Source organism: Nonomuraea sp. NPDC004186 (genome assembly GCF_053603495.1).
In genome coordinates this window covers 66,244-85,413 of sequence record NZ_JBSGFQ010000007.1, presented here as the reverse complement: position 1 = coordinate 85,413, position 19,170 = coordinate 66,244, and the positions used below count along the sequence as shown (strand labels likewise).

18 protein-coding genes are annotated in these 19,170 nt (G+C 71.3%); 11 read left to right on the top strand and 7 right to left on the bottom strand.

Going from position 1 to position 19,170, the window contains the following annotated elements; all coding sequences use genetic code 11:
• Nucleotides 1-20 precede the first annotated feature (20 nt).
• The 4 genes from ACWEPL_RS07840 (at nucleotide 21) to rhaS (ending at nucleotide 4,764) form a co-directional block, all read left to right on the top strand.
• Nucleotides 21-1,517 (top strand): sugar ABC transporter ATP-binding protein, encoded by a 1,497-nt coding sequence (locus ACWEPL_RS07840; RefSeq protein ID WP_452435534.1) that lies wholly within the window; start codon nucleotides 21-23, stop codon nucleotides 1,515-1,517.
• A 100-nt stretch (nucleotides 1,518-1,617) separates the two neighbouring features.
• Nucleotides 1,618-2,709: an ABC transporter permease gene (locus ACWEPL_RS07835; protein ID WP_452435533.1), complete on the top strand. Its 1,092-nt coding sequence runs from the start codon at nucleotides 1,618-1,620 to the stop codon at nucleotides 2,707-2,709.
• A complete protein-coding gene (locus tag ACWEPL_RS07830) occupies nucleotides 2,699-3,682 on the top strand; it encodes an ABC transporter permease (RefSeq protein ID WP_452435532.1) in 984 nt (327 codons plus the stop codon). The genes ACWEPL_RS07835 and ACWEPL_RS07830 overlap by 11 nt, the downstream gene beginning before the upstream one ends.
• Nucleotides 3,679-4,764, top strand: a complete 1,086-nt coding sequence (rhaS, locus tag ACWEPL_RS07825) for a rhamnose ABC transporter substrate-binding protein (RefSeq protein ID WP_452435531.1) — start codon at nucleotides 3,679-3,681, stop codon at nucleotides 4,762-4,764. The genes ACWEPL_RS07830 and rhaS overlap by 4 nt, the downstream gene beginning before the upstream one ends.
• A gap of 3 nt (nucleotides 4,765-4,767) precedes the next feature.
• Here rhaS and ACWEPL_RS07820 read toward each other — a convergent pair whose 3' ends face one another.
• Together ACWEPL_RS07820 and ACWEPL_RS07815 are read right to left on the bottom strand one after the other, a co-directional pair.
• Nucleotides 4,768-5,433, bottom strand: a complete 666-nt coding sequence (locus ACWEPL_RS07820) for a response regulator (RefSeq protein WP_452435530.1) — start codon at nucleotides 5,431-5,433, stop codon at nucleotides 4,768-4,770.
• Nucleotides 5,430-6,749, bottom strand: coding sequence for a sensor histidine kinase (locus ACWEPL_RS07815; RefSeq protein ID WP_452435529.1), 1,320 nt, complete (start codon nucleotides 6,747-6,749; stop codon nucleotides 5,430-5,432). The genes ACWEPL_RS07820 and ACWEPL_RS07815 overlap by 4 nt, the downstream gene beginning before the upstream one ends.
• A 134-nt stretch (nucleotides 6,750-6,883) precedes the next feature.
• Here ACWEPL_RS07815 and ACWEPL_RS07810 point away from each other — a divergent pair, with 134 nt between their 5' ends.
• The 4 genes from ACWEPL_RS07810 to ACWEPL_RS07795 all read left to right on the top strand — a co-directional run bounded on the left by ACWEPL_RS07810 (nucleotide 6,884) and on the right by ACWEPL_RS07795 (nucleotide 11,086).
• Complete coding sequence (locus ACWEPL_RS07810) at nucleotides 6,884-7,801, top strand: ATP-binding cassette domain-containing protein (RefSeq protein WP_363962511.1); 918 nt, start codon at nucleotides 6,884-6,886, stop codon at nucleotides 7,799-7,801.
• Entirely contained in the window at nucleotides 7,798-9,351 is a 1,554-nt protein-coding gene (locus ACWEPL_RS07805; RefSeq protein ID WP_452435528.1) for an ABC transporter permease subunit, read from the top strand. Before ACWEPL_RS07810 ends, ACWEPL_RS07805 begins: the two co-directional genes overlap by 4 nt.
• Entirely contained in the window at nucleotides 9,348-10,124 is a 777-nt protein-coding gene (locus ACWEPL_RS07800; RefSeq protein ID WP_355190838.1) for an ABC transporter permease, read from the top strand. The genes ACWEPL_RS07805 and ACWEPL_RS07800 overlap by 4 nt, the downstream gene beginning before the upstream one ends.
• Nucleotides 10,125-10,258: 134 nt before the next feature.
• Complete coding sequence (locus ACWEPL_RS07795) at nucleotides 10,259-11,086, top strand: L,D-transpeptidase family protein (RefSeq protein ID WP_452435527.1); 828 nt, start codon at nucleotides 10,259-10,261, stop codon at nucleotides 11,084-11,086.
• On the opposite strand, the gene ACWEPL_RS07790 is transcribed toward ACWEPL_RS07795, so the two are convergent.
• The 5 genes from ACWEPL_RS07790 to ACWEPL_RS07770 all read right to left on the bottom strand — a co-directional run bounded on the left by ACWEPL_RS07790 (nucleotide 11,083) and on the right by ACWEPL_RS07770 (nucleotide 17,392).
• Nucleotides 11,083-12,516, bottom strand: a complete 1,434-nt coding sequence (locus ACWEPL_RS07790; protein ID WP_452435526.1) for an FAD-binding oxidoreductase — start codon at nucleotides 12,514-12,516, stop codon at nucleotides 11,083-11,085. The genes ACWEPL_RS07795 and ACWEPL_RS07790 overlap by 4 nt on opposite strands.
• 88 nt (nucleotides 12,517-12,604) lie before the next feature.
• A complete protein-coding gene (locus tag ACWEPL_RS07785) occupies nucleotides 12,605-14,248 on the bottom strand; it encodes an NADH-ubiquinone oxidoreductase-F iron-sulfur binding region domain-containing protein (RefSeq protein ID WP_452435525.1) in 1,644 nt (547 codons plus the stop codon).
• Between the two features lie 49 nt (nucleotides 14,249-14,297).
• Complete coding sequence (locus tag ACWEPL_RS07780; protein WP_355190844.1) at nucleotides 14,298-15,086, bottom strand: hypothetical protein; 789 nt, start codon at nucleotides 15,084-15,086, stop codon at nucleotides 14,298-14,300.
• A 144-nt stretch (nucleotides 15,087-15,230) separates the two neighbouring features.
• Nucleotides 15,231-16,748, bottom strand: a complete 1,518-nt coding sequence (locus ACWEPL_RS07775; RefSeq protein ID WP_452435524.1) for a DUF1996 domain-containing protein — start codon at nucleotides 16,746-16,748, stop codon at nucleotides 15,231-15,233.
• Nucleotides 16,745-17,392, bottom strand: a complete 648-nt coding sequence (locus ACWEPL_RS07770) for a DUF4142 domain-containing protein (RefSeq protein WP_350728448.1) — start codon at nucleotides 17,390-17,392, stop codon at nucleotides 16,745-16,747. Before ACWEPL_RS07770 ends, ACWEPL_RS07775 begins: the two co-directional genes overlap by 4 nt.
• Before the next feature lie 118 nt (nucleotides 17,393-17,510).
• On the opposite strand from ACWEPL_RS07770, the gene ACWEPL_RS07765 reads away from it, so the two are divergent.
• The 3 genes from ACWEPL_RS07765 to ACWEPL_RS07755 all read left to right on the top strand — a co-directional run bounded on the left by ACWEPL_RS07765 (nucleotide 17,511) and on the right by ACWEPL_RS07755 (nucleotide 19,156).
• A complete protein-coding gene (locus tag ACWEPL_RS07765; protein WP_185071037.1) occupies nucleotides 17,511-18,056 on the top strand; it encodes a sigma-70 family RNA polymerase sigma factor in 546 nt (181 codons plus the stop codon).
• Complete coding sequence (locus tag ACWEPL_RS07760) at nucleotides 18,056-18,253, top strand: zf-HC2 domain-containing protein (protein ID WP_363962518.1); 198 nt, start codon at nucleotides 18,056-18,058, stop codon at nucleotides 18,251-18,253. Before ACWEPL_RS07765 ends, ACWEPL_RS07760 begins: the two co-directional genes overlap by 1 nt.
• Nucleotides 18,254-18,352: 99 nt before the next feature.
• On the top strand, nucleotides 18,353-19,156 hold the full coding sequence (locus ACWEPL_RS07755; RefSeq protein WP_363962519.1) for a tryptophan 2,3-dioxygenase: 804 nt from the start codon (nucleotides 18,353-18,355) through the stop codon (nucleotides 19,154-19,156).
• Nucleotides 19,157-19,170: the final 14 nt, after the last annotated feature.

The window sequence follows — 19,170 nt, the reverse complement described above, 5'->3', positions numbered from 1 at the left end:
ATTTTGCCGGGAGTGCGGCAATGAATGAGACTCCCGTTCTATCCCTTTCCCAGGTCAGCAAGGCGTTCGGTGCGGTGCGCGCCGTACGCGAGGTCTCTCTCGATCTCTTCCCCGGCGAGGTGCACGCGCTCGCGGGGGAGAACGGCGCGGGCAAGTCGACGATCGTGAAAATCCTGTCCGGCGTGCACCGGCCGGACTCGGGCCGGATCCTGCTGGACGGCGAGCCGGTGGAGTTCGGCGGGCCCGCGGACGCGCAGCGGGCCGGGGTCGCCGTCATCTACCAGGAGCCGACCCTCTTTCCCGACCTGTCGGTCATGGAGAACATCTTCATGGGCCGCCAGCCCCGCGGCCGCCTCGGCATCGACCGGCGGGCCATGCGCGCCGGCGCCGCCGAGCTGTTCGAGCGGCTCGGCGTGCCCCTCGACCCCGACCAGCCGGCCCGCGGCCTGTCGATCGCCGACCAGCAGCTCGTGGAGATCGCCAAGGCGCTGTCGCGGCAGGCGCGGGTGCTCGTCATGGACGAGCCCACCGCCGCCCTGTCCGGCACGGAGGTCGCCCGGCTGTTCGGCGTGGCCCGGACGCTGCGCGCGCAGGGCTGCGCGCTGCTGTTCATCTCGCACCGGTTGGAGGAGATCTTCGAGCTGTGCCGGCGGGTCACCACCCTGCGTGACGGCGCGTACGTGGCCGGGGACATGGTCGCCGACATCACCCCCGACGACCTGGTACGCCGCATGGTCGGCAGGGAGCTGGAGGCCCTGTTCCCCAAGCAGGAGACGGAGGCCGGCGAGGTCGCGCTCAAGGTGCGCCGGCTCACCCGCGAGGGCGTCTTCACCGACGTCTCCTTCGAGGTGCGGCGGGGCGAGATCGTCGCGCTGGCCGGGCTCGTCGGGGCCGGGCGCAGCGAGGTGGCCAGGGCCGTGTTCGGCATCGACCGGTGGGACGCGGGGAGCGTCGAGGTGGACGGCAGGCGGCTGCGGCCCGCCAGCCCCACGGCGGCCATGGCGGCGGGGCTGGCCCTGGTGCCCGAGGACCGGCGGCAGCAGGGGCTCGTCATGGACCTGTCCATCGAGCGCAACATCGGGCTCGCCGGCCTGGCCGACGTGCGCCGGGGGCCGCTGGTCTCCCGGGCGGCCGAGCGGGAGCGGGCCAGGGACTGGGCGGTGCGGCTGCGGCTGAAGTTCGCGCGGCTGACGGACGCCGTGAACGTGCTGTCCGGCGGCAACCAGCAGAAGGTCGTGCTGGCCAAGTGGCTGGCGCGTCGGCCGTCGGTGCTCATCGTGGACGAGCCGACCCGGGGGATCGACGTGGCCACCAAGGCCGAGGTGCACCGGCTGCTGTCGGAGCTGGCCGGGAGCGGGGTGGCGGTGCTGATGATCTCGTCGGAGCTGCCCGAGGTGCTGGGGATGGCCGACAGGGTGCTGGTCATGCACGAGGGGCGGCTGGCCGCGGAGATCCCGCGCGCGGACGCCACCGAGGAGAGCGTGATGGCCGCCGCCACCGGAAGGAGCCGCGCGTGACCGCCACCGGAAGGAGCCCGGCGTGACCGCCACCGGAAGGAGCCGCGCGTGACCGCCACCGGAAGGAGCCCGGCGTGACCGCCACCGGAAGGAGCCGCGCGTGACCGCCACCGCCACCAGGACCGAGGCCGTGCGGCGCAACGGCGGGCGGCGGCTCGTGGACCGCGTCGCGCGGGTGCGCGAGCTGGGCATCGTGGTCGCGCTGGGCCTCCTCTTCGGCGTCACCGGCGCCGTCAACCCGTCCTTCCTCACCTACGCCAGCCTGCGCGACATCCTGCTGAACTCCGCCATCGTCGCCATGCTCGCCGTCGGCCAGACGCTCGTGGTCATCACCAGGAACGTGGACCTGTCCGTCAGCTCCGTGGTGGGGCTGTCGGCTTTCGGTGGCGCGCTGATCCTGGCCGACCACCCGGGCGTGCCGATCCCGGTCGTGATCACGGGCTGCGTGGTGCTCGGCGCCCTGTGCGGGGCGGTCAACGGGCTGCTCGTCGGGGCGGCCAAGGTGCCCGCGCTGGTGGCCACCCTCGGCACCCTGTACGCCTTCCGCGGCATCGACTTCGCCTGGGCCGGCGGACGCCAGGTGAACGCGGCCGACATGCCCGACGGCTTCCTGTCCCTGGGGACGCGCTCGGTGCTCGGCGTGCCGCTGCTCGCGCTGGTCGCCCTGGTCGTGCTGCTGGCGGTCGGGTGGATGCTGGGCAACCTGCGCGCCGGCCGCGAGCTGTACGCCATCGGCTCCAACCCCGAGGCGGCCGTGCTGGCCGGGATCCGGGTGCGGCGCAGGATCGTCGCGGCGTTCGTGGCCAACGGGGCGTTGGCGGGGCTGGCCGGGGTCATGTGGGCGGCCCGCTTCGGCACCGTGGACGCCACCGTGGCGACCGGTAAGGAGCTCGACGTGGTCGCCGCCGTCGTGGTGGGCGGGGTGGCCATCTTCGGCGGCAGCGGCACGGTGTACGGGGCGGCGCTCGGGGCACTCCTGCTGACCGGCATCACCAGCGCGCTGGCCGTGCTCCGGGTGGACGCGCTCGCCCAGACCGCCATCAACGGCGCCCTGCTGCTGGCCGCCATCGTCCTCGACCGCGTGCTCGCGCTCCGCGTCGCCGCGGCCCTGCGCCGCCGCAGATTCCACGATGCCACCGAACCTACCGATCCTGCAGAGCCCGCTCCCGGGAGGACCGCCGATGGCAGCTGATCTCGCTCGGATGGCGCGCCGGTGGGAGGGGCTCATCCTCGTGCTGCTCGTCGGCGTGACCGTCTGGGCCTCGCTCGGCGTGGACGGGTTCGCGAACGGGTCCAACGTCTCCTTCCTGCTCCTCGACACCACCGAGATCGCCCTCATGGCCCTGACGATGACGCTGGTCATCGTGGCGGCCGAGATCGACCTGTCGGTGGCCTCCACGCTGGGCCTGTCGTGCGCGGTGCTCGGCCAACTGTGGAACGCGGGGCTGCCGATCGAGGCGATCATGCCCATCTGCCTGCTGGTGGGCGCCCTGTGCGGCGCGTTCAACGGGCTGCTCGTCACCCGCCTCGGCCTGCCCTCGCTCGCGGTCACCATCGGGACGTTCGCGCTGTTCCGCGGGCTGGCGTACGTCATGCTGGGCGACCAGGCGGTGGCCGACCTGCCGCCCGCGTACACGAGCCTGGCCACCGCGTCCGTCGGCCCGATCCCGCTGGCGTCCGTGCTGGTCGGGGTGCTGGCGGCGGTGGCGGCCACGCTGCTGCACGCGACCGGGCTGGGCCGCTCCATCGTCGCGCTCGGCTCGAACGTGGAGGCCGCCTACTTCGCGGGCGTCCGGGTCAAGCGGATCAAGTTCTGGCTGTTCGTGGCCTCCGGGGTGATGGCGTCGCTGGCCTCCCTCGTCTACACGTTCCGCTACGCCAGCGCCAGGGCGGACAACGGCGTCGGGCTCGAGCTGGCCGTGGTGGCCGCCGTGCTCCTCGGCGGCGTGTCGATCTTCGGCGGGCGCGGCACGCTGCCCGGAGTCCTCATGGCGGTGCTGCTGCTCGGCGTCGTGCGCAACGCGCTCATCCTCGCCGACGTGGCCAACGAGGTCCTGAACTTCGTGACGGGCCTGCTGCTCGTCGCATCCGTGCTGGCGCCGAACCTGGGGGCGGTATGGCGGCGGCGCACCTCACCACAAGTGGAAGGGAAGTCCGTTTCATGACAACGCGCACCCCTTGGCGGCCGACGGCGCTCCTTGCCGGACTCGTCCTGCTGACGGCCGCCTGCGGCGGCACCACCAAGAGCGACGTGGCACAACAGTCCTCCGCCTCCGCCACGGCCGCCGCCTCCTCGGCCCCGGCCGTGGATCCCAATGCCCCGCTCAAGCAGGGACTGAAGATCGCGTTCCTGCCCAAGCAGGTCAACAACCCGTACTTCACGATCGCCGACGGCGGCGGGATCGCGGCCGCCAAGGAGTTCGGCGGCGAGGGCAAGGAGGTCGGGCCGTCCGACGCCAGCGCGTCCTCGCAGGTCTCCTACATCAACACGCTGATGCAGCAGAAGCAGGACGCCATCGTCATCTCCGCGAACGACCCCAACGCCGTCGTGCCCGCGCTCAAGCAGGCCAGGGCCGCCGGGGTCAAGGTCGTCAGCTACGACTCCGACACCGCCCCCGAGGGCCGCGACGTGTTCGTCAACCAGGCCAGCCCCGAGGACCTGGGCCGGACCGAGGTGCAGTTGCTGGCCGAGCAGATCGGGCACAAGGGCAAGATCGCCGTGCTCTCCGCCACCCCCAACGCGACGAACCAGAACACCTGGATCGACTTCATGAAGGACGAGCTCAAGAAGCCCGAGTACAAGGACATGGAGCTGGTCAAGGTCGCCTACGGCAACGACGACGACCAGAAGTCGTTCACCGAGACGCAGGGGCTGCTGCGCTCGTATCCGGACCTGGTGGGCATCATCTCGCCCACGACCGTGGGCATCGCCGCGGCGGCCCGCTACCTGTCGGACTCGCCGTCCAAGGGCAAGGTCAAGCTGACCGGGCTCGGCACCCCCAACCAGCTCAGGAAGTTCGTCAAGGACGGCACCATCGAGGCGTTCGAGCTGTGGAACCCGGCCGACCTGGGCTACCTGGCCTCGTACGCGGCGGCGGCGCTGGCGTCCGGGCAGATCACCGGGGCCGAAGGGGAGAAGTTCAAGGCCGGCAAGCTCGGCGAGTACACGATCGGGGCCAAGGGCGAGGTGCTGCTGGGCAAGCCGACCGTGTTCAACAAGGACAACATCGACAAGTTCGACTTCTGATGTTCACGCCCGGCCGCGCGGCACGACCAGGCCCGTCTCGTACGCCATGACGACGGCCTGGGTTCTGTCGCGCAGGCCGAGCTTGTTCAGCACCCGGCTCACGTGGGTCTTGACGGTCTCCTCGGTGACCACCAGCCTGGCCGCGATCTCGGGGTTGGACAGGCCCTCGGCGACCAGCCGCAGGACCTGCGTCTCGCGCGGGGTCAGCGCGGACAGCGTCTCCGCCGCCGGTCTCGGGCCGCCCATGCGGGCGAACTCGCTGATGAGGCGGCGGGTGACGGCCGGGGCCAGCAGCGCCTCGCCGGCGGCGATCACGCGTACGGCGTCGAAGAGGCGCTCGGCGGTGACGTCCTTGAGCAGGAAGCCGCTGGCTCCGGCGCGCAGGGCGTCGTAGACGTACTCGTCCAGGTCGAACGTGGTCAGGATGAGCACTCTCGGCCCGCCGTTGAGGCGCCTGGTGGCCTCGATGCCGTCCATGACCGGCATGCGCACGTCCATGAGCACCACGTCGGGGGACAGCTCGCGGCAGACCCGCACCGCCTCGGCCCCGTCGGCGGCGGTGCCCGCGACCTCGAAGTCCAGCTGGGTGTCGAGCAACTCGGCGAACCCCGTCCGCACCACCAGGTGGTCGTCGGCGATCACGATCCTGAGCCTGGCGGGCCCGCTCATCCGCCCTCCTCGTCCCGTCCGGGCAGGCGGGCCTCCACGAGGAACCCGCCGCCCTGGGCGGGGCCCGTGCGGAGCTCGCCGCCGACGGCCACGGCCCGCTCGCGCATCCCGGACAGGCCATGCCCACCATTGGGTCCTCCCCCTTCCGGGTCCACCGGCCCCGGGCCGTTGTCGCGGACGAGCAGGCGCAGGCCGGGGCCGGTGTAGTCGAGCTCCACGTCCACGGCGGCCCCGGGCGCGTGGCGGCGCGCGTTGGTGAGCGCCTCCTGGATGATCCGGTACGCGGCCAGCTCCACGCCGGGATCGAGCTCCACCGGCGAGCCCCGCAGGACGAGCCGGGTGGTCGTGCCCGACGCCTCGCGCGACTCGTCGAGCAGCTCGTTGAGCTCGTGCAGGCCCAGCCCGGGCTGGGGATGCCGGGCCGAATCGGCCTCGGCGTCCTCGCGCAGCACGCCGAGCAGCCGCCGCATCTCGGTCAGCGCCGCCCGCGCGGTGTCGCCGATGGCCAGCAGCCGCTCCGCGCCCGCCTCCGGCATGCCGGGGACGGCCAGCCGGGCGGTCTCGGCCTGGACGGCGACCATGGAGATGTGGTGGGCGACCACGTCGTGCAGCTCGCGGGCGATGCGGGCGCGCTCGCCTCGGGCGGTGTGCTCGATCAGGCTGTCGGCCATGACCTGCCGGGCGGCGGTGTCGGCCCGGGCCCTGCGGCGGGCCCGTACGGCGATCCCGGCCAGCGCCAGCGCCGGGGCCAGGCAGGCGAGCAGCAGCGTGAGCGCCCGCACACGCTCGCCCGGCCCGATCGCCACGGCCAGCACCGGGTACGGCACCGCGACGAGCACGGCCGCCGCCGGCGCACCGTGGCGGCCCGCCCGGTAACCGGCGATGAGCTGCGCCGCCGCGCCCGCCACGGTCAGCGTGTGGAAGGCCAGGACCGACAGCGCGCCCGCCCCGGTCGCCAGGAGCGCCGCCACGGACGGCTGGGCCCACAGGAGGGGGAGCGGCAGCGTGGTGGCCAGCGCGAGCAGGGGGAACACCACGAGGAGCAGCGGGGCCGTGCCGTCACCGGCCGGCGACAGCGCGTCGGGGCTCACGGGCTGACCGCCCACCGGCGCGCTCACGGTCTCCGAGAGCGCGGGCGCGCTCCCGGACTGCACGACCGACTCGGCCACCGCGAGCACCGCCAGGGCCACCCCGAGCACGACCGGCAGCTGCCGGGCCGCGGCGGGACCGTACGGCACGGCCGCCCCGATCCGGCGCGCCCACGCGAGCGGCACCGCGACGATACGGCTCCACCTCCGGTCCTGCACTCGTTCCACCAGGTCATTGTCCCGGGCGCGGGCAATTGTGGCATCCCTCGTAAGAGGGACGAGGTGTAGCTGGCGCCAGTGACGCCGCAGATCGCTCCGCCGCGTGACGACCCGGGCCGGGCCCGCTGCCTAGTCTGCCTGCCGTGGAAGCAACCATCGAAGTCAGCGGCCTGCGCAAGCGGTTCGGCCAGACCCGGGCGCTGGACGGGATGACGTTCACCGTGCTGCCCGGCCAGGTCACCGGGTTCGTCGGGCCGAACGGCGCGGGCAAGTCCACCACCATGCGGGTGGTGCTCGGACTGGACGCGGCCGACGAGGGCCACGCCCTGGTCGGCGGGCGCCCGTACGCGAGCCTGCGCAGCCCGCTGAGCCACGTCGGCGCGCTGCTGGACGCGGCCGCGCTGCAACCGGGCCGCACCGCGCGCAACCACCTCCTGTGGCTGGCCCACTCCCAGGGGCTGGGCGCCGGGCGGGTGGACGAGGTGATCGAGCAGGTCGGGCTGACGCCCGCGGCCCGGCGCCGGGCGGGCGGCTACTCGCTCGGCATGCGCCAGCGCCTCGGCATCGCCGCCGCGCTGCTCGGCGACCCGCCGGTGCTCATGCTGGACGAGCCGTTCAACGGCCTCGACCCCGAGGGCATCGTGTGGATCCGGGGCTTCCTGCGGTCGCTGGCCGCGGAGGGGCGTGCCGTGCTGGTGTCCAGTCACCTGATGAGCGAGCTCCAGGACACCGCCGGCCATCTCGTGGTGGTGGGCAGGGGCCGGGTCGTCGCGGACACCAGCGTGGCCGACCTGATCGCGACCGCCTCACGGGACCGGGTCACGCTGCGCACGCAGGCGCGTCCGGAGGCGATGTCGGTGCTGGCCGCGGCCGGGGGCACCGTGACCGTCACCGATCGCGACACGCTGGTCGTCTCCGGGCTGGCGTCCGAGCACATCGTGCGGCTGCTCGCCTCGCGGGCGGTGCCGTTCTCCGAGGTCGCGGCCCACCGGGCGTCGCTGGAGGAGGCGTACCTGGATCTGACCAGGGACGCGGTCGAGTTCAAGGGGGCGGCGCGATGACCGCCGTGACCCCCTACCGCTCGGGCCTGCGGGCCGGGCGCGACGGCTTCGCGCAGCTGCTGCGGGCCGAGTGGACCAAACTCCGCACGGTACGCGGCTGGATGGCGGGCCTGACGCTGACGACGCTGCTCATCGTCCTGCTCGGGGTGCTCTTCGCGACCGGCAGCCGCTCCTCCTGCATGAAAGGCCCGATCGAGGTGCCCTGTCCCGCGCCGCCGACCGGGCCCGCCGGCGAGGCCGTGGAGGACCGGTTCTACTTCGTCCACCAGCAGCTCGACGGCGACGGCAGCATCACCGTACGCGTGAACAACCTGACCGGGCAGCTCCGCAAGCCCGACGTGACCCCCGGTGTCCGGAACGTCGTCCCCGGCGTCACGCCGTGGGCCAAGGCCGGGGTCATGATCAAGCAGAGCGTCCGCCAGGGAGCCGCGTACGCGGCGGTGATGGTCACCGGCAGCCACGGGGTGCGGATGCAGCACGACTTCACCGAGGACGTGGCGGGGCGGCCCGGCGGGGCTCCGCGGTGGCTGCGGTTGACCCGTACCGGCGAGACGATCGTCGGCGAGGAGTCGGCCGACGGCTCGCGGTGGACCAGGGTGGGCACCGCCCGGATGGCGGCCGGGAGGGTCCGCGTCGGGTTGTTCGCGGCCTCTCCCGGCGACCTGACCGTGACCTCCAACGTGATCGGCGGGGCCGCGACGGCCTCCCGCTTCGCCGAGGTCACCGCCGACATGGACCAGGTCAGCGTGCGGGGCGTGGCCTCCGGGGGTTCGTGGACCCGCGACGACATCGGCGTCACGCTCGAGGTCGACGGCACCCCGCACCATCCGGGCGGGCTCGTGCGCTCCGGTGACACGTTCAGGATCACGGGAGTCGGCGACATCGCGCCGGCCCTGGAGGGCATGCCCGCCGAGCGCGTCCTGACCGGGGTGCTGGCGGGGCTGGTCGTCGTCATCGTGGTCGCGGTGTCGTTCGTCACCGCGGAGTACCGGCGCGGGATCGTCCGCACCACCCTGCTGGCCGCCCCGCGGCGCGGCCGGGCGCTGGCGGCCAAGGCCGTCGTGATCTCCGTGGCCGTCTTCGTCTTCGGGCTGGTCGCCGCCGCCGTCACGGTGCCGTTCGGACGGGCTCTCCTGGCGGGCAACGGCAACGTCCTCGCGCCCCTGGCGCCGCTCACCGGACTTCGGGTGATCGCCGGGACGGCCGCGTTGCTCGCCGTGGTGGCGGTCTTCGCGCTCGCTCTCGGGTCGCTGTTCCGGCGCAGCGCGGTGGCCGTCATCGCGGCCATCGTGGCGATCGTCGTCCCGTACCTGCTGGCGACCGCGTCCCTGCTGCCCGACGAGGTGGCGCGGTGGCTGCTGCGGCTCACCCCGGCGGCGGGCTTCGCGATCCAGCAGAGCACGGTCACGTACGAGCAGATGACCGCCCGGTTCGCCCCGGCGGAGGGCTTCTTCCCGCTGCCGCCCTGGGCGGGGTTCGCGGTCCTGTGCGCGTACGCCGCGCTCGCCCTGGCCCTGGCCGCCCACCGGTTGCGCCGGAGGGACGTATGAGACGCGAGATACACGCCGAGTGGACCAAGCTGCGGACGGTGGCGGGGCCCGGGTGGCTGCTGGCCGGGGCCGTCGTGCTGACCGTGGCCCTGAGCGCCCTCGCGGCGGCCGTCGTGTCCTGCGCGACGGCGGGGTGCGGGCAGGACGCGGCCAGGATCAGCCTCGTCGGGGTCCAGCTGGGCCAGGCGATGGTGGCGCTGCTGGCCGTGGTGGCGGTCTGCGGCGAGTACAGCACCGGCATGATCCGCACCAGCCTCACCGCGATGCCGCGCCGGGCCACCGCCCTGGCCGCCAAGGCGGTGGTGGTCGGCGGGCTCACGCTGGGCGCGGGGACCCTCGCGGTGCTCGGGTCCGTGCTGGCGGGACGGCTCCTGCTGCCGGGCAGCGGCTTCACGGCCGCGCACGGCTACCCGCCGCTGTCCCTGGCCGACGGGCCGACCCTGCGCGCCGCCGTCGGCTCGGTCCTCTACCTGGTGCTGATCGCGCTGCTGAGCCTCGGCCTGGCCACCGCCGTACGCGACTCGGCCGCGGCCGCCGGGGTCGTGATCGGGCTCCTGTACGTGTTCCCGGTCGTGATCCTCATGGTCGCGGACCCCGAGGTGCGGCGGCTCCTGTGGACGCTGTCCCCGACGAACGCCGGGCTGGCCGTCCAGACGACCGTGGATCTCGCGTCCCTCCCCATCGGACCGTGGGCGGGCCTCGGCGTCCTCGCCGCCTGGTCCGCCGCCTCCCTCGTGGGGGGCGGTCTGCTCCTCCGGTACCGCGACGCGTGATCGAATAGCGAATAAAGCGGAAATGCCGGTATTTACCGGAATTGATATTCTCGCGGACTTTGCTTGACAAAACCTCCCGTTGGATGTGAATTATCGGCGATCTGGGTACGCGTCGATTTATGAGGATAAGGGGAATGGCGGCGCTGGCCGCGGGATGTTTTCTGCCGCTGCTGGCCGCGGCGCCCGCTCTGGCGGACGAGCTCCCGCAGGGGGACCCGGGCGTCCAGACCGACACGGGCGTCCCGGCGGTGGAGGCGGTGCCGGACGTGATGCCGGTCCCGGCGGTGGAGACGGTGCCGGAGCCGGTGAAGCAGGTCCGGGTGGTCAAGGGCGTCAAGGGCGCCCGCGCCGGGAAGATCGGTGTGCTGCGGCCGGGTGATCGGGGCGAGATGGTCAGGCAGCTCCAGCGGCGCCTGCACGACGGCGGCTTCTACTTCGGCCAGGCGCACGGCGTCTATGACGAGCAGACGAGGTACGCGGTCTGGGGGTTGCACAAGAGCAGGGGGATGGTGCCGAGGGGCGAGGTGGGGCCGAAGACGTGGGCGGCGCTCAGGCGGAGCAAGGGCCTGCGCCCGCTGGTGCCGCAGGGCGGCGCGAACCGGATCGAGATCAGCCTGACCCGCCAACTGCTCACCATCTATCGCGACAACCGCCCGGTGCTGGTCACCCACGTCTCCACCGGCGCCGAGGTGCAGTACTGCGAGAAGGGCCACTGCGGCAACGCGGTCACGCCGGTGGGCGACTTCCGGGTGACCAGGAAGGCGCCCGGCTGGACGACGGGCCTGCTGGGCTCGATGTTCAACTCGCTCTACTTCGTCGGCGGCATCGCCATGCACGGCTCGACGGAGGTGCCGCTCAGGCCCGCCTCGCACGGCTGCGTACGCATGCCGCTGTCGACGTCCGTGCGCGTGTTCAACATGGTGAAGGAGGGGGAGCCGGTGTACGTACGCGGACAGATCTAGATGCCCTGGGGCAGCCGGAACAGCCGGCCGGGGTCGTACGTGGATTTCACCTCGGCCAGCCGGGCCGCATTTGGCCCGTAGTACGCATTTCGCCAATTACTCAAATCGGGGTCGATGTAATTAACGTAAGCATGATCCCCAAAAAATGGGGACATGTCGGAATGTAGCCCGCGCAGCCACCGCCGATCCGTCCCCTCCGCGTAATACTGCACGCTGTAGAGCGCCGCCCGATGCGGGAACGCCGTGTCCGCCGGACCGACCCGGCCGATGGCCCCGCCCATGGCGTCCAGCAGCACCGAGTGCCGCCCGCCGCGCGCCACCCCGTCCACCAGCGCCCGCACGCCGTCCGCCGGCAGCTTCCGGTACGCCATGTGCGACTTGGCCGCGAACGCCTCCCGCGGCATCCGCCGGCACTCGGCGATCGACATGGCCGCGCAGCCGCCCATGATCTTCATGCCGTCCAGATAGGGGACCGTCCGGGCCGAGCGGGAGGAGGGCTGCCCGATCTTGCCGATGAGCGGGGCCAGCAGCCGGTCGAGCGCGGGCCTGCCGCCCACGTACGTGCCGACGATCGCGACGTCCAGGCCGCCGCCCGAGCGTCCCAGGTGCAGCGAGGACCACAGCTCGTCCGGCGCCGAAGGCCCCCACGACTGCCACGCCTTGACCGCGGCCCCCGCCTTGGCCCACGGCCAGTGCAGGAAGAACACGGTGACGTCGCGCGCCGCGAACGTCCTGAACGTGAAGGACACCGCCACGCCGAAGTTCCCGCCGCCACCGCCCCTGCAGGCCCAGTAGAGGCCGGCGTTGCGCGCGGCGTCGCAGTCCAGCGTCCGGCCGTCGGCCGTGACGACGCGTACCGACTGGAGGTTGTCGCAGGTGAGCCCGTACTTCCGGGACACCACGCCGATGCCCCCGCCGAGCGTGAGACCGCCGACCCCGACCGTGGGGCAGGAGCCCGCGGGGATGCTCACGCCGTGGCGGGCGAGCTTGTCGTAGACGTCGATCAGCTTGGCTCCCGCGCCGACCGTGGCCCGGCCGCCCGCATAGGCGACCGAGCTCATCCTGGACACGTCGATCACCAGCCCGGGGCCCGTGGACCAGCCCGCGTAGGAGTGACCTCCCGAACGGGTGGTGACCGGCACGCCGCCGGTGCGCGCGAACGTCAGGCACGCCGACACGTCGGCCGCGCTCGCACAGTAAGCGACCCCGCCCGGCCGGATCCGGTCGTAGGCGGGGTTGTACAGGCGGCGCGCGGTGTCGTACCCGGCGTCGCCCGGCAGCACGAGCGTGCCCTTCAGCTGTCTCCGCAGCCTCGCCCAGTTGGGCGGCGGCGCGGAGAGCCCGGACGTGCCAGTAGACCGCCCAGTAGACCGCGCGGTGGCGGCCAGCGGGGCGAGCGCGGCGACATGCAGAAAGTCCCGGCGGTCCATGGACGCCTCCGTGTGATCGGTGTTGAGCCGCTCGGTGAGACGTCCGGATGACCCGCCAGGTTTGGTCACATCTCCGTCACTTCTGGGCTCAGCCGGCGCTCCCTCCGAACGCGCTCCTGGGGGTGGCGCCCCCCACCCGGGTGAGCCGCGGCGGGCCGCTCTTCTCGGGCTTCTTGAGGGCTCCGTCCTTGACCAGCCGCAGCGGCGAGGCGGCCGGCTTCGGAGCCGGACCACCGTGACCGTCTCCCGTGGTCTGGACCATCCGCAGGGCCAGCGCGGGGCACATCTCGACCGTGCGCCGAGCCTCCTTGGCCATCCAGCCCGGGACGGTCCTGAACGACGGGAACCCGTAGTCGTCCAGTTCCACGAACTCCGGCAGCAGATGGGCACAGAGTCCGTGTCCCGCGCAGCGGGACCAGTCGACCTCCAGCCGGTACTCCACGTAGTCCTTCTCGGGCTCGGGCATCGGCAGCGCGCCGCGGACCGGCCGTCCGCACGAACCGTGCTCCAGATGGAGTGCGATCTCGCTCTCGAACGCGTCCAGCGCCGACAGCACGAACTTGGCCGTGCCGTCCGGGTGGAAGCACGCCCCCCGCCGCTCGACGCCGCGCACGCAGCGCCGTACGGCGTCCACGGAGCCGCTGCCCTCGACCAGCGCGTTCATGGCCCACGCCAGGTCCGGCAGGCCGAGCCGGCACGGGCCGCACTGGCCGGCCGACTCGCCCGCCAGGTAGGAGGTGACTCGGGCGGCCTCGCCCAGCGAGCACGTCGACTCGCCGAGCGGGACGATGATCCCGGCCCCCAGGGTCGCGCCGGCGAGCTTCATGCCCTCGCGCGAGATCACGGCCGTCTGCGCCACCTCGGCCGACAGCCAGGCGCCGTGGTAGCCCCCGATGAGCACCCCGTCGCCGATCTCGGCCTCGGTGAGCGCGAGCACGTCCGCCAGGTACGTTCCGGTCGGCGCCTCGATGACCGCGCCGTTGGCCGCGCCGCCGCTGACGGTGAGCAGGATGGTGCCGGGCTCCTTGGGGGTGCCGACCTCGGCGTACCTCTCCGGGCCGAGCTCGGCCAGCAGCGCCAGCTGCGCGTACGTCTCCGTGTTGGACAGCAGGGTCGGCAGCCCGTCCACGCCGCTGATCGCGGCCCGCCTCTTGCGGCCGGGCGGGATGCCGATCTCGCCGTTGACGGCGTTGACGAGCGCGCCGCCCTCGCCGGAGATGAACCGTTCCTTGATCCCGACCACCCGGATCGGGATACGGCTCTCCGCGCCGCCGGCGACGTTCGCGGCCCGGCGCTCGTCCACGGCGGCGCTGACGGACGCCTCGGCGACCTCGCCGCCGGCCGTGGCGAGAACCACCTCGCGGGCGCCCAGCGCCTCGGCGGCCAGCACGGCGCCGTCGAGGACCAGGTGGGGGTTGCGGGTGAGCAGCATGGCGTCCTTGGAGCTGGCCGGCTCGCCCTCGGCGCCGTTGATGAGGACGACGCACTCGCCGCTCGAGCCCACCGCGTCGGCGACGGCCCGCAGCTTGCGCGCGAACGGGAACGCCGCGCCGCCCCGGCCGCGCATGTCCACCTCGTTGGCCATCGAGATGAGCTGATCCAGGTCGCGCGGCTTGGGGGAACCGTGGAGGGTGCGGTGGGCGGGCAGGTCCAGTCGGCGGGTCTGGTCCAGCCCGGCGGTCAGCCGGGCCGGACCCATCCGTAAGACCCGCGGCACTCGGGCCGGAATCACGATCGCTCCTGTCGGGTTGCGGGGGTCAACCGGGTCTCCTGAGGCGGTCTCATCCGGCCTCCCGATACCTGCGCCGCGCGTCGGCGAGGCTTACCGGTGCGTTCCTTCTCTGGGCCGGGCCCGGGCCCGCGGCCGCTGCCGCGGCTGCCGCTGCGGCGGCGTTGCCCGCCGCGACCTTCTGCGGCTGCTCGGCGGGTACGCCCATGGCGGCGGGGTTGGTCACCGCCGGCCCCTGGATCTTCTCGAGCGTGACCGGCGGCCGGAAGGCCGCGGCCAGCACGCGGATGACCAGCGCTCCGCCGACCGCCGCGATGCTGGCCACGTAGGACCAGGCCACCCAGCCGGCCGGCGGACGGCCGGCCGTCAGGCCGTGCATGATGGCGACGGGCCAGCCCAGGTACGCGACCGAGTGCATCACCCGCCACATCCATGGCCTGGCCTTCGCCGCCCAGCGCCTCCTGAGCAGTCCCGTGGCCACGGCCACGATCATCATGTCGAAGGCCAGGATGCCGAGACCCTTGTTGATTCCGGCGATCGGGACGACCGCCGCGCCCGGCGGCACGTGACCCAGGCTGATCATGAGGGAGATGTGCGTGATCAGGAAGATCATCCCGAGAAGGCCGAAGGCCTTGTGGGCGAGCTGCGACCTGACCCGGTTGACCGGAGACAGGAAGACCCGCTCGGTGGTGATGATGCCGAGCGCGACGGTCGCGGTGAAGGTCACCAGGGCCATCACGCCCACGTAGAACTCGAGGAAGCCGACCACCCGGCCGAGGATTGCTATGCCACGGTCTGTCCTGGTCAGCGCGAACGCCGACAGCACGACTGCCATGACCATGGCGCTGGCTCCCAGTCGGACACTGCGGGTGTCTAACTTGGTGGGAGTGTGCCGGGGGTGTCGTCTGTGGAGCATCTAAGGTTCCCTCCAAGGTCGGGTGAGGGTGCGACTCGGAAGGCTGGGTAGCCCGTGAGGGCTTTCAGATCAGCATCGGCGGCCCCGGTTGATGCAAGAGACGACGAACTGCATCAGCCGGTCGGGCATCACGTTCGCGAAGTCGGCGTGGTCGGTGATGGGGTTGTGCTTCTGTTCAGGGAAGGCGTCCACGGCGAATGACGGGCCTTGCGGCACGGTGTACGTGAGGGTCATGCGCAAAGCCGGCACCGCCTTGGTTCCTTGCGGGCAGGCGCCACCCTGTCCAGGGAAGACCACGTGCGTTCGGTGATTGGCGCTATCAGTGTTCTGGCCGTCCCAGCAGCTAGGGAAGTCCAGAATACGAACGACTTGGCTGCCGCGCGGGCAAAGCGGATATTTGTCGGGACTTATGCGGTTTTGGAATCCCGTGCAGCTCCAGGCGGCCCTGGCGTTGCCGGCGCCGTTGGTGGCGGCCTTGGCGTCACCGGTGATCAGCCTGAGGAACCTCGGCATCGCGACGACCTGGGAGCTGGCGTTGCCGCGGAACTGGAGCGTCACGGAGCGTGCACGCAGCACCTGGCCGACGTTGCCGTCCGCATCCTGAGTGTTCACGTCCACCTTGCGGTCTCTGAGGACCGGCCAGAAGTAGGTGGATTTATCGCCCAGCCGGCACGTGGTGCCCGCGGCGGCCAGGCTCTCGTCCGTGGAGAAGCCGTCCGTTGACAGGTTGCCCACGTAGTCGTGGAGGTGGTGGGCTCCGTTGCTCACGCCGGGGGCGACGATGAAGTTGTCCGGGTTGTTGTGGCCGTTGCGGTTCGTCCCGCACGCGGAGACGAAGGTGCCGCGCGAGCCGCCCCTGCCGATGCGGGCGTCAAGCTGACGCGGCGCTACCTGGCGGATGTCGACGAAGTCCTCGACGAACGGGCCCAGGTCGGCGCACTCGTTCTCGTTGTGCTCCTCGGACGCCGTGGGGGACGGGCTGGGGGAGGCGTTGCCGTTGTTCCCGTTGTTGCCATTGTTCCCGTTATTGCCCTGGCCGGGGTTCCTGGTCGGCCGGTTGCGGCGGCCGAACGTCTCGGCGGTCTGCTCCGGGTCGGGATTCTGGGCGTCGGGGTTCTGGGCGTCGGGGTTCTGGGCGTCGGGGTTCTGGGCCGGGTCGAGCACGGCGCGCCCGCCGCTCTGGCCCTGCTGGTCGGCGTTCTGCTGCTGGTCGCCGTTCTGGTCCTGCTGCTGGTTGTTCTGCTGCTGGCCGTTCTGCTGGTCGTTGTTCTGCTGGTTGTTGTTCTGGTCCTGCTGGTTCTGGTTGTTGTTCTGGCCTTGGTTCTGCCCGTTCTGATCCTGGTTCTGGTTCTGGTCCTGCTGGTTCTGATCCTGTCCCTGCTGATCTTGATCTTGTTGCTGGTCCTGGTTCTGGTTCTGGTTGTTGTTCCGGTTCCGCTGACCCTGCTGCTGCTCCTGGGAGGCCTGTGCCGGGTCGCAGTGGTCGGCGCGCGCGGGGCCGACGCCGATGACGGCCGCGGACACCAATCCGCCGGCCACCACGGCCAATGCGGACACGGCCGAGGCCATGCGTCTAGATCTCGTCATGCGTCTCTCCTCTTTTCAACCGCCATCGCGACGGGTGGAGCTGGTGAGGGCGTCGGAGGCTCGGGCAACTGCGTGTGATCGACCAGGCCGGTGGACTCCAGGAGCGTCATGTGGCGCATGACGAAGTTGATGCCTTCCTGGGCGAACTTCCTGATCTCCGCGTTGCGCGTACCGGCCCGTACAGCCGCCACGACGGTGAAGACCTTGCCGTGCGCGGCACGCAACAGGTTCGCGAAGTCCTGGTCGAAGGCGGGTCCGCGCTCCGCAGCCAGCTGGGCCATCCAGCTCTGCTGATCGGCGTTGGGCTCGCTGGGCAGTGCCACACCGAGCTTCTTGGCGGTTTGCCGTGTCATCAGGTCCAGCCTCTGGTGGTCCTGCATGATCAGCCTGCCGACTTCCTTGACGCGCTGGGACTCGGCGCGGGTCTGGGCATAGTCGCCCGCGGGCATCTCCCAGAGACCGGCCTGCCGTACCTTGATGAGCAGGTCACGGTCGGCGGCCGTGACGGGCCCCGATGATGTCTGGGTCGCCGCAGTGGCGGCGGGATCGATCGAAGGCGGCATGACCAGCACGATCGTCACCGCGGCCGCCACGACGAAGCCACCGAGCATGAACAGCTCGCCACCGCGCAAAAGCCTGTGCATGGTCGGAGGTACGCGAGTCTCTCGGGCTTGGTTCAGCACATGGCCGGAGATAGTTAGAAATGACTGGAGTTATCGGAGTGGCTACCGCTGAGATAACGAAGGTGTAAAGATGTGCCCCGTGCTAGGTCACCTCGACGGCAGGTTCGAGAGTGCGGATGCCGAGGCGGAGCATCGCATCGCGGTGCTTTACCAGGAGTTCGGCGGCCCTCTGCTGCGCCACGTACGCAAATCGACAGGTAACGACCTTCAATGGGCCGAAGACGTGGTGCAGGAGACGCTCGTCCGAGCCTGGAAAAACTCGGCAAGACTGCAGTGGGAACCAAGCCTTATATGGGCGTGGCTACTGACGGTAGCCCGCCGCATCGTTATCGATGGACGTCGACGGAAGAGCGTCCGGCCTCAAGAGGTCGAGCCGCCCGAAGTCGACATGATGGCCGTACCCGACGGCTCGGAGCGAGCTCTGTCGCGGATGGTCGTCGCCGACGCCCTTCGCAGCCTCTCTGAAGAACACCGCGAAGTCATAGAGCAGACCTACCTCCGAGACCGTACGATTAGTGAAGCGGCGGAGATACTGGGGATACCTCCGGGCACGGTGAAGTCCCGGCTCTATTACGGGATCCGGGCTCTCCGCGAACTGCTGCGGGACAAGGGGGTAGCCGGCTGATGCATGACGAGGTGGCTGCCTATGTCCTCGGAGTCCTCGATGAGGATGAGCACGAGGCCTTCGAACGCCACCTCGATACGTGTAAGAGATGCCAGGCGGAGCTGATTGAGCTTGCCGAGCTTCCGGAAGAGCTCGACGAGCTCAAGAACGCTCCCGCAGCCTCCGATGACGACCCCCCGAGGTCGATGTCACGCTGACGTCTGTACGTTGACGTCTGTGCCCTTTTCGGGTGGTATCGGTACGGCGAGGCGTTGCGTCCGGTGTAGCGTGACCGGACGGTCAGGGGGAGGTGTTCGGTGGGCATCGACGGAGATGCGCCCGTTCCCCCGCATCGGCGGTTCGGCGAGGAAGGCGGCCGGCTGTCGTACGGCGGCTATCTTCGCCTGCCCGCGCTTCTCGCACAGCAACGGCCACAGTCGGAAGCGCCCGACGAGTTGCTCTTCATCACCATCCACCAGGTCTACGAGCTGTGGTTCAAGCTGCTGCTCCACGAGCTGGAGAACGCCCGCGAGGCCATGTTCGCCGGCGAGCTCTGGCGGGCCAGGCACCTGTTCCGACGGGTGCACTCGGTCGAGAAGGTGCTGATCGAGCAGGTGGACGTCCTGGAGACGATGACGCCCCAGGACTTCCTCATGTTCCGGGAGAAGCTGGCGCCCGCCAGCGGCTTCCAGTCGGTGCAGTTCCGGGAGCTGGAGTTCCTGTCCGGGCTGAAGGACGAGCGCTATCTCGGCAGCTTCAGGCACGCCAGCGACACGGAGCTCGCACGGCTGCGCCGCAGGCTGGAGGAGCCCTCGCTGTGGGATGCTTACCTCACCGCCCTCTCCCAGCGTGGCCTGCCGGTCTCCGACGACGAGATCATGGGCTCGCTGCTGGCCGTGGCGAGGGACCGCGGGTCGTACGACGACCTGTGGCAACTGGCCGAAGACCTGCTGACGCACGACGCGACCGCCGCGCAGTGGCGGACACGTCATGTCCAGATGGTCGAACGTCAAATCGGCACCAAGTCGGGCACCGGCGGCTCGACAGGCGCCCCCTATCTACGCGGCAGAACGCGTTTGCACTACTTCCCGCTGCTGTGGGAGCTAAGGGCCTGGCTATGAACAGCTTTGGCAAA

Excerpts from the sequence above, each read along its gene's own strand:
- rhaS (WP_452435531.1), top strand. The coding sequence starts at position 3,679 with ATGACAACGCGCACCCCTTGGCGGCCGACGGCGCTCCTTGCCGGACTC.
- ACWEPL_RS07820 (WP_452435530.1), bottom strand. The coding sequence starts at position 5,433 with ATGAGCGGGCCCGCCAGGCTCAGGATCGTGATCGCCGACGACCACCTG.
- ACWEPL_RS07805 (WP_452435528.1), top strand. The coding sequence starts at position 7,798 with ATGACCGCCGTGACCCCCTACCGCTCGGGCCTGCGGGCCGGGCGCGAC.
- ACWEPL_RS07800 (WP_355190838.1), top strand. The coding sequence starts at position 9,348 with ATGAGACGCGAGATACACGCCGAGTGGACCAAGCTGCGGACGGTGGCG.
- ACWEPL_RS07770 (WP_350728448.1), bottom strand. The coding sequence starts at position 17,392 with ATGCACAGGCTTTTGCGCGGTGGCGAGCTGTTCATGCTCGGTGGCTTC.
- ACWEPL_RS07840 (WP_452435534.1), top strand. The coding sequence starts at position 21 with ATGAATGAGACTCCCGTTCTATCCCTTTCCCAGGTCAGCAAGGCGTTC.
- ACWEPL_RS07760 (WP_363962518.1), top strand. The coding sequence starts at position 18,056 with ATGCATGACGAGGTGGCTGCCTATGTCCTCGGAGTCCTCGATGAGGAT.
- ACWEPL_RS07780 (WP_355190844.1), bottom strand. The coding sequence starts at position 15,086 with ATGGTCATGGCAGTCGTGCTGTCGGCGTTCGCGCTGACCAGGACAGAC.
- ACWEPL_RS07830 (WP_452435532.1), top strand. The coding sequence starts at position 2,699 with ATGGCAGCTGATCTCGCTCGGATGGCGCGCCGGTGGGAGGGGCTCATC.
- ACWEPL_RS07790 (WP_452435526.1), bottom strand. The coding sequence starts at position 12,516 with ATGGACCGCCGGGACTTTCTGCATGTCGCCGCGCTCGCCCCGCTGGCC.
- ACWEPL_RS07775 (WP_452435524.1), bottom strand. The coding sequence starts at position 16,748 with ATGACGAGATCTAGACGCATGGCCTCGGCCGTGTCCGCATTGGCCGTG.
- ACWEPL_RS07795 (WP_452435527.1), top strand. The coding sequence starts at position 10,259 with ATGGCGGCGCTGGCCGCGGGATGTTTTCTGCCGCTGCTGGCCGCGGCG.